15 protein-coding genes are annotated in these 14,382 nt (G+C 65.9%); 7 read left to right on the plus strand and 8 right to left on the minus strand.

The features are described from left to right. Positions 1-58 precede the first annotated feature (58 nt). Entirely contained in the window at positions 59-346 is a 288-nt protein-coding gene (locus ACTZWT_RS06310) for a BrnT family toxin (RefSeq protein ID WP_444768840.1), read from the plus strand. Further along, a complete protein-coding gene (locus ACTZWT_RS06315) occupies positions 339-578 on the plus strand; it encodes a BrnA antitoxin family protein (protein WP_444768841.1) in 240 nt (79 codons plus the stop codon). The genes ACTZWT_RS06310 and ACTZWT_RS06315 overlap by 8 nt, the downstream gene beginning before the upstream one ends. Positions 579-581: 3 nt before the next feature. Here ACTZWT_RS06315 and ACTZWT_RS06320 read toward each other — a convergent pair whose 3' ends face one another. The 3 genes from ACTZWT_RS06320 to ACTZWT_RS06330 form a co-directional block, all read right to left on the minus strand. Continuing rightward, positions 582-788: a hypothetical protein gene (locus ACTZWT_RS06320; protein ID WP_322517386.1), complete on the minus strand. Its 207-nt coding sequence runs from the start codon at positions 786-788 to the stop codon at positions 582-584. A gap of 12 nt (positions 789-800) precedes the next feature. Beyond that, on the minus strand, positions 801-1,088 hold the full coding sequence (gene gatC, locus ACTZWT_RS06325) for an Asp-tRNA(Asn)/Glu-tRNA(Gln) amidotransferase subunit GatC (RefSeq protein ID WP_444768842.1): 288 nt from the start codon (positions 1,086-1,088) through the stop codon (positions 801-803). Between the two features lie 91 nt (positions 1,089-1,179). Beyond that, the gene (locus ACTZWT_RS06330) at positions 1,180-2,256 is read right to left on the minus strand and encodes an NAD(P)H-dependent flavin oxidoreductase (protein WP_444768843.1); all 1,077 of its coding nucleotides are present in this window, start codon (positions 2,254-2,256) and stop codon (positions 1,180-1,182) included. Between the two features lie 307 nt (positions 2,257-2,563). Here ACTZWT_RS06330 and ACTZWT_RS06335 point away from each other — a divergent pair, with 307 nt between their 5' ends. After that, a complete protein-coding gene (locus tag ACTZWT_RS06335) occupies positions 2,564-3,511 on the plus strand; it encodes a cyclase family protein (protein WP_444768844.1) in 948 nt (315 codons plus the stop codon). A gap of 10 nt (positions 3,512-3,521) precedes the next feature. On the opposite strand, the gene ACTZWT_RS06340 is transcribed toward ACTZWT_RS06335, so the two are convergent. After that, entirely contained in the window at positions 3,522-4,166 is a 645-nt protein-coding gene (locus ACTZWT_RS06340; protein ID WP_444768845.1) for a TetR/AcrR family transcriptional regulator, read from the minus strand. Positions 4,167-4,225: 59 nt separating this feature from the next. After that, positions 4,226-6,205: an oleate hydratase gene (locus ACTZWT_RS06345; RefSeq protein WP_444768846.1), complete on the minus strand. Its 1,980-nt coding sequence runs from the start codon at positions 6,203-6,205 to the stop codon at positions 4,226-4,228. 261 nt (positions 6,206-6,466) lie between these two features. Here ACTZWT_RS06345 and ruvX point away from each other — a divergent pair, with 261 nt between their 5' ends. Both ruvX and ACTZWT_RS06355 read left to right on the plus strand, forming a co-directional pair. Beyond that, positions 6,467-6,949: a Holliday junction resolvase RuvX gene (ruvX, locus tag ACTZWT_RS06350; RefSeq protein ID WP_444768847.1), complete on the plus strand. Its 483-nt coding sequence runs from the start codon at positions 6,467-6,469 to the stop codon at positions 6,947-6,949. Positions 6,950-6,991: 42 nt separating this feature from the next. Beyond that, positions 6,992-7,375, plus strand: a complete 384-nt coding sequence (locus ACTZWT_RS06355) for a YchJ family protein (RefSeq protein WP_444768848.1) — start codon at positions 6,992-6,994, stop codon at positions 7,373-7,375. A 315-nt stretch (positions 7,376-7,690) separates the two neighbouring features. Here the strand turns inward: ACTZWT_RS06355 and ACTZWT_RS06360 are convergent, their stop codons facing one another. The 3 genes from ACTZWT_RS06360 to ipdC all read right to left on the minus strand — a co-directional run bounded on the left by ACTZWT_RS06360 (position 7,691) and on the right by ipdC (position 11,854). Continuing rightward, positions 7,691-9,340, minus strand: coding sequence for an acyl-CoA dehydrogenase family protein (locus tag ACTZWT_RS06360; RefSeq protein WP_444768849.1), 1,650 nt, complete (start codon positions 9,338-9,340; stop codon positions 7,691-7,693). 119 nt (positions 9,341-9,459) lie between these two features. Beyond that, on the minus strand, positions 9,460-10,209 hold the full coding sequence (locus ACTZWT_RS06365) for a M15 family metallopeptidase (RefSeq protein WP_444769216.1): 750 nt from the start codon (positions 10,207-10,209) through the stop codon (positions 9,460-9,462). A 13-nt stretch (positions 10,210-10,222) separates the two neighbouring features. After that, the gene (ipdC, locus tag ACTZWT_RS06370) at positions 10,223-11,854 is read right to left on the minus strand and encodes an indolepyruvate/phenylpyruvate decarboxylase (protein WP_444768850.1); all 1,632 of its coding nucleotides are present in this window, start codon (positions 11,852-11,854) and stop codon (positions 10,223-10,225) included. A gap of 182 nt (positions 11,855-12,036) precedes the next feature. On the opposite strand from ipdC, the gene ACTZWT_RS06375 reads away from it, so the two are divergent. Next, positions 12,037-12,990, plus strand: coding sequence for an aspartate carbamoyltransferase catalytic subunit (locus ACTZWT_RS06375; RefSeq protein WP_322517397.1), 954 nt, complete (start codon positions 12,037-12,039; stop codon positions 12,988-12,990). A gap of 18 nt (positions 12,991-13,008) precedes the next feature. Further along, the gene (locus ACTZWT_RS06380) at positions 13,009-14,310 is read left to right on the plus strand and encodes a dihydroorotase (protein WP_444768851.1); all 1,302 of its coding nucleotides are present in this window, start codon (positions 13,009-13,011) and stop codon (positions 14,308-14,310) included. Positions 14,311-14,382 lie beyond the last annotated feature (72 nt).

A 14,382-nucleotide genomic window follows, 5' to 3' on the forward strand; every position in this document is an offset into this window, starting at 1 on the left:
TGTACGCCACGGCTAGGCTCGGCCATTGACGTTCCGAATATTGTAGTTACATAATTGCATGTCCATCACATTCGATCCGGCGAAGCGGGATTGGACCCGGCGACATCGTGGCCTCGACTTTGCCACCGACGCCGCAACGGCTTTTGCCGGACGTATCGTGACGAAACTCGACGATCGCTTCGACCACGGAGAGAGCCGTTACATCACGGCCGGATATGTCGGTTCACGCATGGTCGTCATTGTCTGGACGCCTCGTAACGGCGACCGTCATGTTATTTCGATGAGGTACTGTCATGCCAAGGAAGAAGTCCGCTGGGCCGCGCTCTTTCGGCGAGCCTTTGACTGACGATCCTGACGACGCCCCCGAATTGCTCGACGAGTTTTTCCGGACCGGTGAAATCCGCGACGGCGACAAGATCATCCGCCGCGGCCGTCCGCCGCTGGGAGCGCAGCCGAAAAGCTCGGTGACGCTGCGGCTCGATGCCGACCTGCTGGACGCCTATCGCGCGCTCGGCGCCGGCTGGCAGTCGCAGATCAACGCCGACCTGCGCCGGGTGCGGAAACTCAAGAAGGCCTGAGCCTCACTTGTTGACCGGGCTGCAGAAGAACGGCGACAGCGTCTTGTCGTTCTCGGGCGCGTCGCGCCTAGCCTTGTCGGCGGCCTGAAGTCCGTCCAGCACCGCGTCCATCGCCTTGTCGGGATCGGCGACCTTGCCCTGCCGTTCCATCGCGTCGAGGTAGTCCATATAGGCCTGGTAGGCTTTCTCGTCGTCGCACAGCAGGCACATGGCGCGCTCCTCCTATTCGACCACTTTCGGTACCATGAAGAAGTGATCTTCCGTCGCCGGCGCATTCGCCACGACCTGATCGGCGATCTCGCCGTCATTGACCACATCGGCGCGCTTCTTCATCTGCATCGGCGTCACCGAGGTCATCGGCTCGACGCCGTCGACGTCGACTTCCGAAAGCTGCTCGACGAACGCCAGCATGGCGTTGAGCTCGCCCTGAAGATGCGGGACTTCGTCGTCGGTCACGGCGATCCGCGCCAGATGCGCGATGCGGCGGACGGTGGCGGCATCGACCGACATTATATATGGCCTCTCCGGAGATATCGATCCGCGCCGTATAGCAGAGCCGGCTTTGGCGCCGCAACCTCGCCGGCCGAGCCGGATTGCCCGATCAGCCGGCGAGCCGGCTCAGCCGCGCCAGCGCCGCACCCGCCAGCGCCCGGGTCAGTTCCGCCGCCGGCATATCGCGACCGAGCCGCACCGCCTGCCCGGCCCAGAGATTGGTGAAGTCGGTCCGGCCCTGCTTCTCCGCCGCCGCTTTGAGCGGCCCAAGCGCCGAGGCCGCATGAGGAAATGCCGGCGCGTCAGCGGACAGTGGCCCGATTTCGCGCATCACCCGGTTGGCGACGCCGCGCGCCGGCCGACCGGTCATGACGTTGGTGATGACGGTCGACGCATCGGTGGCCTGCGCCAGCGCCGCGCGTGCCGGCGCGCTGATCCGCGATTCCGGACAGCGCAGATAGGCCGTGCCGATTTGCACGCCGCACGCCCCGAGCGCCAGCGCCGCGGCGACGCCTCGTCCATCGGCGATGCCGCCGGCGGCGATCACCGGCACCCGCACCGCATCGACCACCTGCGGCAGCAGCGCGAACAGGCCCGGCTGCTCAGCGATGGTCTCGGTCAGGAACATGCCGCGATGGCCGCCCGCCTCGGCCCCCTGTGCGATGATCAGATCGGCGCCGCGTTCCTCGAGCCAGATCGCCTCGCGCACGATGGTCGCCGACGCCAGCACGATGCAGCCGGCGTCCTTCACGCGCCGCAGCAAAGCCTCGTCCGGCAGGCCGAAATGAAAGCTGACCGCCGCAGGCTTCAACTGCTCGACCAGTTCGCACATCGCCGCATCGAACGGCGCACGATTGGCGCCGGCCACGGGCGCCGCCGGATCGAGGCCGAATTCCTGATAGTAGGCACCGAGCCTGCGCTTCCACACAGCCTCGCGCGCAGGATCGGCGGCGGCGGGCGTGTGGCAGAAGAAATTCAGATTGATCGGTGCCGACACCTGCTGCCGGAAAATCCCGACCTGCTCGCGCACTTTCTCCGCGGTCAGCATCGCGCAAGGCAGAGACGCCAGCGCGCCGCCCCGCGCCGCCGCAATCGCCAGCTCCGCATCCATCGCCCCGGCCATCGGCGCCAGCACGAATGGAAACTCGATATCGAACAGGTCGAGGAGACGGCGATCCGGCCACATGGTCAACGCTCGCGATGAGGGAAAACGGCGACGGGCGTCATTGCTCGCCGCTGCCGCTTTAGCACGCAGTCCGGCCGCCCGGCTATCCGGGATCGGGTGAGGTCGTTCGCGATTGCAGCGACGCACTTTTGCACCACAGCAAGTGCGACCCAGATTTCTGCGGCGTTTTGTAGCGCCGCGCCGCACGCGCAATGATGCCGATGGCGCGCACAGGATTTCCGGCGGAAGATCGCGCCGCACCGCGACCGGCAACGGCATCGCGGGCTGACGACAATCGTCAAGAAACAAAAATCGGGAGAAAACTGCCATGCTGAAGATGCTGACGCTCGGCTGCTCGCTCGCCTTGCTGGGCTCGATCGGAATTGCCCAGGCCCAGGCCCCCGCACAGGACTGGACCAAATCGAAATGGGGGCCGGACGACGAGATCGGCGCCGCCAACTATCTGACGCCCGAACTGGCGCTGAAGGCCGCGCAACTGGTGAAGACCGGCAAAGTCTACGCGCTCGGCATCCCGGTCGATACCAAGACCCCCGCCTATCCGCCGCGCGCCTTCAAGATCACCGTCGTGCAGCCCGGCCAGGCCGGCAGCCCCGGCATGGGCCCGAGCAAGACCACATACAACGACGACATCATCGAGGGCTGGGTCGGCGTCGGCAGCCAGCTCGACGGGCTCGGCCATATCGGCGTCGAGCACGTCTACTACAACGGCAACAAGATCGCCGATTTCGGCGATGCGACCGGCTTGAAGAAACTCGGCATCGACAAGGTTCCGCCGATGGTGACGCGCGGCGTGCTGCTCGACATGGCGGCGCATTTCGGCACCGACGTGGTCAAGGAAGGCACCGCCTTCAACGTCAAGGAGATCGAGGAAGTCGCCAAGAAACAGGGCGTCGAAATCCGTCAGGGCGACGTCGTGTTGTTTCACACCGGCTGGATCAGCCTGATCGGCAAGGACGACAAGCGCTACAACACCGGCGAGCCCGGCGTCGGCGTCGAAGGTGCGAAGTATCTGACCTCGAAAGGCGTGGTCGCGGTCGGCGCCGACACCTGGGGCGTCGAGGTGGTGCCGTTCGAGAGCAAGAACATCTTCGAGGTGCACCAGATCCTGCTGCCGATGAACGGCACCTACATCCTGGAGAACATGAACACCGCCGACCTCGCCCGCGACAAGGTCTACGAGTTCATGTTCGTGCTCGGCCAGCCGCGGTTCAAGGGCGCGGTGCAGAGCATGATCAACCCGGTGGCGATCCGCTGATCGGCATTTCTCACGATGCCGACTGATCGGCGGAGGGCTGTCTCCCGTCAGCGGGCGATGGCGATCCGCCGATCACGGCGCGCAGAAACGCAAGAAAGATCTCGTCTCGTGGCCCGGCGCCGGGCACGGTCCCCTGCACGGCAAGGCCCGACCACAGCGCGTAGAGGCCGATCCCGATCTGCAGCGGCGGCAGCGCCGGCGCGAGGTTATGGCGTCGCAGGATATCCTCGACCAGCCGCGCGAACTCGGCATGATAGCTGGTCTTTGCCGCGTTGTAGGCGTCCGCGAACCGGGCATCGCGCTGGGCGTGCAGTTGCAGTTCGATGGACAGCAGCGACCATTCTGTCTGCTTCGCCAGATCGGCGAGGCGCGCGGCGACCGTTGCAAGCACATCGCCCAGGGCCTCGCCGTCCATCACCTGGACCAGGCGCCGAAGCGTTTCCACTTCGCCGAGCACGTGTCGCTCCATCAGCACCAGCAGCAGGTCGTCGCGACTGGCGAAGTTCGAGTAGAACGCGCCCTGGGAATAGCCGGCCTCCTCGCACAGCCGGCGCAGCGACAGACCGCCGATGCCGTCACGCCTGATCGCCGCATGGGCCGAAGCAATCAGGCGCTCCCGGGTCTCCAGCCGGCTCTGTTCCCTCGTCTTTCGCATTCAATCGGTCCGCTGCAACGCGCGCGGAAGGAAGCGTTCCCGCTTCCCTCCGCTCGTCGTTATTTCGATGTGTCTTTCAGTCCGTCCCGCATCCGGTCGAGCCAGCCGACGACCGCGCCGAGCGCCTGGCTTCCCTTGCCCAGCAGCGTGGACAGTTCGGCCTCGGCGCGCTCGCGCAGCGTGTCGTCGTGCTCCGGCAGCGGCGGCAGGATATGGGCGTAGTAGGTGTTGTCGAGCAACCGATGCAATAGCCGCTCGCCGGGGAACGGCTCGTTGTTGTTCATCGCGCGCGCGCCCTTCAGCAGGTTGCGGATGTCGTATTGCGTCGGGCTGATGTCGGCGACCTGCTTGGGCAGGTCCAGCAGCGTATAGACGCCGATCCGCGCCGTGCGCACCGAGGCTTCCATGGTGAAGATGATGTCGTTGCTGGTCTCGACGAATTGGCCCATCAGCGCCAGGTTGGTACAGCCCTCGGGAACAACGCGCGGGCGGTCGCCCGCCGCCCGCGGCATGAACTGCGCGGTGATGTAAGGCATCAGCGCAAGGCGAACCTTGGTGCTGGCGACGACCGCGTCGATCTGATCGACAATCCCCAGATGATAGCACAGCTCCGCCAGGATTTCCCGGCCGGTGCAGGCGGGCATCGGCTTCTTGACGTGATTGCCGTCCTTGTCCATCAGCAGCGCATAGACCCACAGCACCAGCACATCGTCGGGCTGGGTCGGAAAATGCGGCTGGCGGTTGCAGGTGAAGCTCAGCACCCAGTTGGAATCGGTGAAGGTGATGATTCCGCCGGTGACGGTCTTGCCGGAATACGGATCGTTGACCGACAATTGCTTCAGCTTGTCGATGAGGGGTGAGGGTTTGCAGGTCAGCGTTGCCGATTCCCACATCGAGCCCGCGACATTGCCGTAGAATTTTTCCGGCTTTCCGAACACGGGCGACTTCTTCGCCAGGTTCTTCCACAGCATCCAGTCGCTGTCGTCGCCCGGCTCGGCATTGCCGCGCGCCAGCACGGGGGCGGTGTCCATGTCGCCGTAAGCCGTGCCCTCGGTCATCGATCCCGTCAGCGCGAACACCACGTCGTGCGGTCCGACGGCGATGCTGTCGTCCTTGCCGTCCTTCTTGCAGCGGATCGCGGTCACGGTGCGGCGGCCGGCCTGTTCGACCATGTCGAGATCATAGGCCCTTGTGCCGAACTGAACCTTGACGCCCTTGTCCGCGAGCATACGGGTCAGCGGCACGACGAAGCTGTCGTACTGATTGTATTTCGGAAACACCAGAGCCGACATGTCGGTCAGCCCATCGATCGCATCGAGGAAACGATGCATGTAGAGCTTCATTTCCAGCAGGCTCTGCCAGTTCTCGAAGGCGAACATCGAGCGCCACAGATACCAGAAGTTGGTCTCGAGGAAGCTCGCGCTGAAATATTGCTCGATGGTGATGTCGTCGAGGTCCTCCTTGCGCTTGAGCAGCAGCTTGAGGATCTCCCATTGGTGCAGCTTGCTCAGGCCCAGCGTCGAGAAATCGCGGATCTCGCCCTGCCTGTGCATCAGCCGCGCCTTCGACCAGTTCGGATCGTTGTCGTTGACCAGCCGATATTCGTCGAGGACGGAATAGCCCTCGGGCAATTCCAGCGCCGGCACGTCCTGAAACAGGTCCCAGAAATTGTCGTAGTTGAAGTTCATCTCGCGGCCGCCGCGGATGATGTAGCCCTCGTCGGCATTGCCGGCGCCGTCGAGCGAGCCGCCGGCGATCTGCATCGTATCGAGGATGGTGATGTCCTCGCCTTTCATCCCGCCGTCCCGGATCATGTAGAACGCGGCCGCCAGCCCGGCGATGCCGCTGCCGATGATCCATGCCTTGCGCCCTTCAACCTGTTCGGCCGGAACCGGGCGGTTACGCATGTAGGGGCCCATCATGTCGGGCGGCGGCAGTGTGTCGCTCGGCCCTTTGCGCCAGAACCCTGCGCCCGCATCGGCCTCGATCGGGGGCTTGCCGGAAGTCGGGTTGATCGGTGTGCGGACTGGTTCGGTCATGGTCGTCCCTTCCGTCGATCGCATCCGGGGACGCGATCGAGCTTGTTTCAGATATCAACTGATATTTGAATGACAGATGATATTGCTCAAATCAGGGCGGGAAGTCGAAAACCTTCAGGGTATTAGGTATTTAAGCACCACTCTCGCAGCCAAGATCAAACAGCTGCCCTCGGCGCGGCGCTCCTGACGACCAGAACCGACCGTCGGGGATGTGCGCGGGATCGGCTTTGCGCCCGCGGCCATCGGCTGCTATGCGACGCCATGCCTGCTCCCATCCTTCCGCTGATCGACGCCTGCGCGCTGTGGCCCGCGCGCGGCTCCCTGCTCGGCCTCGACCTCGGGACCAAGACGATCGGCGTCGCCGTGTCCGATCCCGACCGCAGGCTCGCCACCGGGATCGAGACCGTGGCGCGTACCGCGTTCACCGCCGACGCAAAGCGCCTGCTGGCGCTGGCTGCCGAACGTAACGCCTGCGGCTTCGTGCTCGGACTGCCGCTGAACATGGACGGCAGCGAAGGTCCGCGCGTGCAATCCACCCGCGCCTTCGCGCGCAATTTCGCCAGGCTCACCGAGCTGCCGATCGGGCTGTGGGACGAGCGGCTGTCGACCGCCGCGGTCGAGCGCGAGCTGATCGCCAACGACGTCAGCCGCGCCAAGCGGGCCAGGATCATTGACGAACACGCCGCGATCTACATTCTGCAGGGTGCGCTCGACCGGCTGACGGCGCTGAACCGCGCCGGCTGATCGAACTTCATTGCGACGTGAACGAATGACGGACCTGGTGCGATGAACTGCGTCTGCGGATCGGGCAAGCCCTACGACGAGTGCTGCGGGCCGCTGCTCGCCCGCGCGCGTCCCGCCGCGACGCCGGAAGCGCTGATGCGCTCGCGCTACGCGGCATACGCGCTGAAGGATTTCGACTACATCGTCGAGACCACCGATCCCGACATGCGCGACCTGTTCGACCACGACGCCAATCGCGCCTGGATGGAGCAGTCGACCTTCGTCGACCTGCTGATACTCGCGAGCAGCGAGAAAGGCCGAAGCGGCACGGTCGAGTTCGTCGCCCGCTTCAGCCGCGGCGGCACCGACCAGACCCACCACGAGCGCTCGCAATTCCGCAAGGTGCGCGGCCGGTGGTACTTCGCCGAGGGCGTGACGGTCGGCTAGAGCAGTTCCGCATTTGACAAAAACACCGCCGTCATCCTGAGGTGCCCGCAGGGCCGCGCTATGCGCGGCGCTGCGGGCCTCGAAGGATGAGCCGCAACCGCCTTGGCCGCATCCTTCGAGGCGCGCTACGCGCGCACCTCAGGATGACGATTCAGCACTTGAGGAGACGGCAACGCTTCAAACAATCGATGAAGTGCTCTAAGGCGCCCTCGTCCTATCAACAAACGTCATTGCGAGGAGCGAAGCGACGAAGCAATCTAGCAACGTTGCGCACCGGCGCTGGATTGCTTCGCTTCGCTCGCAATGACGCTGCCCTCACATCTCCGGCAGCGCCCGCGCCAGCAGGCTGCGGGCCTGATCCGCCGAGAGGGCCGCCGCGCCGTACATCGTCGCCGGCTCCGGCGTCAACCGCGTTCGCGCGAACAGCTCGGCATGCGGCGGATGCACTTCGTTGAGCGCGGCGGCGGCGGCGAGTTTCGCCAGCGTCTCGACCGCGAGCCGCGCGGTGCGTTCGTTGTCGGCCTGCAGGAACGCCCGCGCCACCAGGCCGGCCGCGGCAGGGGCCCCGGTCAGCGCCGCGGTATCCTGAATCAGGCTCTGCAGCACCTCGGTGCCGGCGTCGCTCTCGCGCGACATCGCGCGCAGCACGTCGAGGCACATCACGTTGCCGGAGCCTTCCCAGATCGCATTGACGGGGGCTTCCCGATAGTGGCGCGCCAGAATGCCGTCCTCGACATAGCCGTTGCCGCCCATGCACTCCATCGCCTCGTAGACGAACGGCGGCGCCGATTTGCACACCCAGTATTTCACGACGGGGGTCATCAGCCGCATATAGGCGGCCTCGAGATGATCGAACGGCGCCTGATCGAACGCCCGGCACAGTCGCATCACCAGCGCCACCGAGGCTTCGACCTGTAGCGCCATGTCGGCGAGCACCGACTGCATCAGCGAATGATCGACCAGATGCTTCTGGAACACGCTGCGATGCCGGGCGTGATGCAGCGCGTGCGCGAGCCCGGACCGCATCAGGCCTGCGGACGCGACCGCGCAATCCTGCCGCGTCAGTTGCACCATCTGGATGATGGTGCGGATGCCCCGCCCCGGCTCGCCGACCGGCACCGCATAGGCGCCGGTGAATTCGACTTCGGACGACGCGTTGGAGCGATTGCCGAGCTTGTCCTTCAGCCGCTGGAACTGGATGTCGTTGACCGAGCCGTCCGGCCTGAAGCGCGGCATGAAGAAACAGCTCAGTCCTTCCTCCGCTTGCGCCAGCACGAGAAAAGCATCGCACATCGGCGCCGACATGAACCATTTATGGCCGATGATGCGATAGCCGTCGCCGTCGCGGATCGCGCGCGTCGCGTTGCTGCGCACGTCGGTGCCGCCCTGCTTCTCGGTCATGCCCATGCCGATGCTCATGCCGCGCTTTTCGCTCCACGGCGCGAATGCGGAATCGTAGCGCCTGGTGCCGAGCACCGGCATCACCTGCGCCAGCAGATCCGGCTGCGCGCCGAGTGCTGCGACCGACGCGCGCGTCATCGTCACCGGGCACAGATGCCCGGTCTCCACCTGCGCCGCCATGTAGAACTTCGCGGCCCGCACCACTTCGGCCGAGCCGCCGGCCGAATGGCCGTGCCCGTCCCAGGTCGAATTGTGGATGCCGGCGTGGAAGCTCTCGGACATCAGTTCGTGATAGGCGGGATGAAACTCGACCTGATCGCGACGCAGCCCCTTGGCGTCGAAGGTCTTGAGCTTCGGCGTGTGCTCGTTGGCGAGCCGGCCGCGCTCGGCCATATGCGCAGAGCCCCAGACCCGGCCGAACGCCTCGAGCTCGACATGGGCGTGGCTGCCCTGATTCAGCGCCACCGCCTCGACCAGCGGCCGGTCGGCGCCGAACAGATCGACGTCCTCGAACGGCGGCGACTGATTGAAGACGTCGTGGGTCGCGAAAGCGCTGTCGGTCATGATTGTTCCAGGCTGAGAAGAGATTCGGCGGCATGTTACGCACAAACGCGCGCAAGATCACGCCGGTTCGCGGATCGTGCCACCTCGTCCGACTACGACCGCCCCCTCGCCGCCCGCGATTACCGCAGCCGGCGTACGATCGGAAAATCGTAGGCCCGGCGACCGATGCCCGGCAGCGAGAAGTGCCACCACTCCTTGCTGAAATTGACGAAGCCCTGCCGTGCCATCGCGCTCACCAGCAGCCTGCGCCAGCGGCGCTGCGCCGGACTGATCGATTTGGCCGCGGTATGCGCCCTTGCGTCGGAGCAATCGTAGCCGGTGCCCATGTCGACGCTGTCCTCCGGCGCGCGTCGCGCTTCCGGCGCGATACAATCGGCATAGGCGCGGTCCGGATCGAACGCCGGTCCCTTCGGCGCGGTGAGATCGACCAGCGTGACGTCGACCGCGGCGCCGGTCGAGTGACCGGAATATTCCGCGATGTAGCCGAGCCGGAACAGCTCGCTCTTGCTGAAGCCCGGATTGTAGCGCCGCTGCGCCGCGGTCTCGTGGCCGTCCTGCGCCCACGTCACCATCTCGCGCGACGCCCGCGCCGGCCGGTAGCAATCCAGCATCTTCAGCGAGACTTGCTGTTGGGCGAGTTCGCGCTGCACCTTCTGCAAGGCGAGCCCGACAGAACGCCTGACGATGCACTCGTTCGCCTCATAGCCGGGCAGCCTGCGGCCGACGAAATTGTTGACGCCCGCATAGCGGATATCCTGCCGAATGCTGGGATCGAGATCGCGCAGATAAACGAAGTCGTCAGGCAGAGCCTGCGCAGCCACCGGCGTCGTCAGTACGATGCTGAAGAAAGCCAGCGAGAGGCGGCGCATCAAGCTCATGCGCTCATTTCATCCGCTCGCGCGCGGCCTTGAAGCCTTTGACGAACCGCGCCAGCGTGTGCGAGGTGGCGCCGCGCGGCAGCGTCACTTCGATCAGCGAAAACTGCCCGCGCCGGTTGAACGCGGCATCGAGCGCGGCGGCGAGTTCGGCGCGTGTTCTGACGCGCACGCCGTGGCCGCCGATCGACGGCGCGATATCGGCGAAGTGCCAGTCGTCGAGATCGTTGAACTTCGATTCCGGCTGGAACACCCGCAGCATCTCCCAGCTGCAATTGTTGAACAGCACCACGATCGGGTCGAGCCCGTAGCGCTTGCAGTTGCCGAGCTCCCAGCCCGTCATCTGGAACGCGCCGTCGCCGACCAGGATCAGCGGCCGCAACCCGGTGGCCGCGACGCCGACGCCGGCCGGCACGCCGAAGCCCATGCCGGCGTAGTAACCCGGCGCCGCCAGCGCGGTGTTGTCGATCTCCATCGCGGTGAACAGGCAGTCGCCGATATCGGCGGTCATCGGCATCTTGCCGTATTTGTCGAACAGGTCGTTGATCGCGGTCGCGATGTCGGATGGCGCGACTGCGCCTGAATCCGCGACGAGCTTGCGCGGATAGACCATGCCCTGCCCGGCGTTGCGCGGCCGCGGCGGATGCTGCGTGGCATGGGCGTCGAGCCCGGCGATCAGATCCGCCAGCGGCAGATCGCGATAGACGTGGTGCCCGATCTGCACTTCGCGCCCGGTCGCGAGAACCGTGCGGCGCGGATCGGTCATGTTGGTCGACAGCGCGAAATTGGTATCGGACAGGATCACCCCGAACATCAGCACCAGGTCTGACTCTTCGACCAGCGCGGACAGCCCCGGATCGCCGGCGGCGCCCATATAGGTGCCGGCCACGACGTCGTCCTCGCCTTCGAGCAATCCTCGCCCCATGAAGGTGGTGACCACCGGCAGGCCGAGCTTGCGGGCGAGCGCCGCGACCTCTTTCTCGACACCGTAGCGGCGGATCTCGACGTCGACCACCACCACCGGCGATTTCGCCTTGGCGACCCGGCCGAGAATTTCCTCGGCGCATTCGGCGAGCGCGCCGGGATCGGCCGCGCGCTGCGGCAGCTTCTCGACCGGCTCGACATTGGCGTCGACCATGTCGCGCGGAAACTCGATATAGACCGGCAGCGACAGTTCCAGCGCGCTGCGCAGCACCCGGGCGATCTCGGCCGGCGCAGTCGCCGGATCGTCCAGCACCGCCTGCGCGCAGGTGACTTCCCTGAACACCGCTAGCTGGGTGTCGACGGTGCGGACCTGGTGATGCAGCAGATAGCCGCTGGTGCGTTCGCGCGCACCCGGCGCGCCTGCGATCACCACCACCGGCGAACGCTCCGCATAGGCGCCGGCGATCGAATTGACGAGATTGAATGCGCCGGCGCCGTAGGTCACCACCGCGACGCCGATGCCGCCATGGTAACGCGACGCCGCATCCGCCGCGAAGCCGACCGCCGGCTCGTGGCTCAGGGTGAAATAAGGCAGGCTCCCGCTCTCCTCGATCACCTTGAAGAACGGCAGCACGAAATCGCCCGGGATGCCGAAGATTTCCCTGGCGCCATGATCCTCGAGAGCGTCGAGCAAAGCGGTCGCAAGCGTCGGCATGGGGGCTCCTGAGCGTCGCGCGAAACAGTCCGCACCGCTTTACCAGAACCGCCGCATCCGACCAACGTCGCAAGCCGGTCGCGACACGCCGGACGCATGTTCCACAGCGCCGGGGATATTCTGCGCGGCGGTGCTGATCGCGCTTGCCCGCTCCGGCAACTCTCCCTATAGCTCTTGCTTTAATGACCCCCGCATTGAAATCGACCTTTGTCCTCGCTCACCGGCATCTGCTGGGGATCGAAGGGCTTTCCGCCGCCGACATCACCGGCCTGCTCGACCTCTCCGAGGAATATGTCGAGCTCAACCGGCAGGTCGACAAGAAACGCGCCTCGTTGCGCGGCCGCACCCAGGTCAATCTGTTCTTCGAGGCCTCGACGCGGACGCAGTCGTCGTTCGAGATCGCCGGCAAGCGGCTCGGCGCCGACGTCATGAACATGAGCGTGTCGTCGTCCTCGATGCGCAAGGGCGAGACGCTGATGGACACCGCGGTGACGCTGAACGCGATGCACCCGGACATCCTCGTGGTCCGCCACCACGCCTCCGGCGCGGTCGAGCTTCTTGCGCGAAAAGTCGACGGCTCGGTGATCAATGCCGGCGACGGCGCGCACGAGCATCCGACCCAGGCCCTGCTGGATGCGCTGACCATCCGCCGCAACAAGGGCCGGCTCGAAGGTCTGGTGATCGCGATCTGCGGCGACGTCATGCATTCGCGGGTGGCGCGCTCCAACATCCTGCTGCTCAACACCATGGGCGCGCGCGTCCGCGTGGTCGCGCCCTCCACGCTGTTGCCCCGCGGCATCGAGCGGATGGGCGTCGAGGTCGCGCGCGACATGCGCGAGGGGCTCGACGGCGCGGATATCGTCATGATGCTGCGGCTGCAGCGCGAGCGGATGAACGGCTCCTTCGTGCCGTCGAGCGGCGAGTATTTCAACTATTTCGGGCTAGACCAGAAGAAGCTGGCCTACGCCAAGCCCGACGCGCTGGTGATGCATCCGGGGCCGATGAATCGCGGCGTCGAGATCGACTCGATCGTCGCCGACGGCGCGCAATCGGTGATCCGCGAACAGGTCGAAATGGGCGTGGCGGTGCGGATGGCGGTGCTCGAAGCGCTCGCCCGCAACCTGCCCAACGCGTGAAGCTGGAACGGAACTGAGATGCTGATCGACCGCCGCCCGATCCTGCTCGCTAATGCCCGCCTGATCGATCCGGCGCGCGACTTCGACGGCCTCGGCGACGTGCTGATCGCCGACGGCGTGATCCGCGACGCCCGCCGCGGCATCGGCGCGGCCGGTGTGCCGGAAGGCACCGACATCATCAATTGCGCCGGCATGGTGGTCGCCCCCGGCTTGGTCGACATGCGCGCCTTCGTCGGCGAGCCCGGCGCCAGCCACCGCGAGACCTTCGCCTCGGCCAGCCAGGCCGCCGCCGCCGGCGGCATCACCACCATCATCTGCCAGCCGAACACCTCGCCGGTGATCGACAATTCGGCGACGGTCGACTTCGTAATGCGCCGCGCGCGCGACACCGCGATCGTCAACATCCATCCGATGGCGGCGCTGACCAAGGGGCTGAACGGCACCGAGATGACCGAGATCGGCCTCCTGAAGGCCGCCGGCGCCGTGGCGTTCAGCGACGGCGACCGTAGCGTGATGAACGCGCGGGTGATGCGCAGCGCGCTGACCTACGCCCGCGATTTCGACGCGCTGATCGTGCACCACACCGAAGACCCCGATCTGGTCGCCGAAGGCGTGATGAACGAGAGCGAATTCGCCACCCGGCTCGGGCTGTCCGGCGTGCCGAACGCCGCCGAGGCCGTGGTGCTGGAGCGCGACGTCCGCCTCGCCGCGCTGACCGGCGGCCGCTACCACGCCGCCTCGCTGACCTGCATCGAGTCGCTGGAGATCCTGCAGCGCGCGCGCGATTCCGGGATCAACGTCTCGGCGTCGGTGTCGATCAATCACGTCACCCTCAACGAGAACGACATCGGCCCGTACCGCACCTTCCTCAAGCTGTCGCCGCCGCTGCGCACCGAGGACGACCGCAAGGCGCTGATCGCCGCCGTCTCCTCCGGTCTGATCGACGTCATCATGTCGGATCACAATCCGCAGGACGTCGAGGTCAAGCGGCTGCCCTTCGCCGAGGCCGCCGCCGGCGCGATCGGGCTGGAGACGATGCTGCCGGCCGGCCTGCGGCTGGTGCATAGTGGCGAACTCGATCTGGTGAGCCTGATCCGCGCCATGTCGACCCGCCCGGCCGAACTGCTCGGCCTGCCCGGCGGCACGCTGCGCGCCGGCAGCCCGGCCGACCTGATCGTGATCGACCTCGACACGCCGTGGATCGTCGATCCGAACGAACTGAAATCGAAGTGCAAGAACACCCCGTTCGACGAGGCGCGGTTCTCCGGACGGGTGGTCCGCACCATCGTCGGCGGCCGCACGGTGTACGAGCACGTGTAAGTGGATTTGAAGGACTGCGTCAGTGTCCGGACGATAAGGGCTTCCGTTCTCGTCATTGCGAGCGAAGCGAAG

The sequence above is a fragment of the Rhodopseudomonas sp. NSM genome, from assembly GCF_052445935.1.
Lineage (GTDB): Bacteria > Pseudomonadota > Alphaproteobacteria > Rhizobiales > Xanthobacteraceae > Rhodopseudomonas.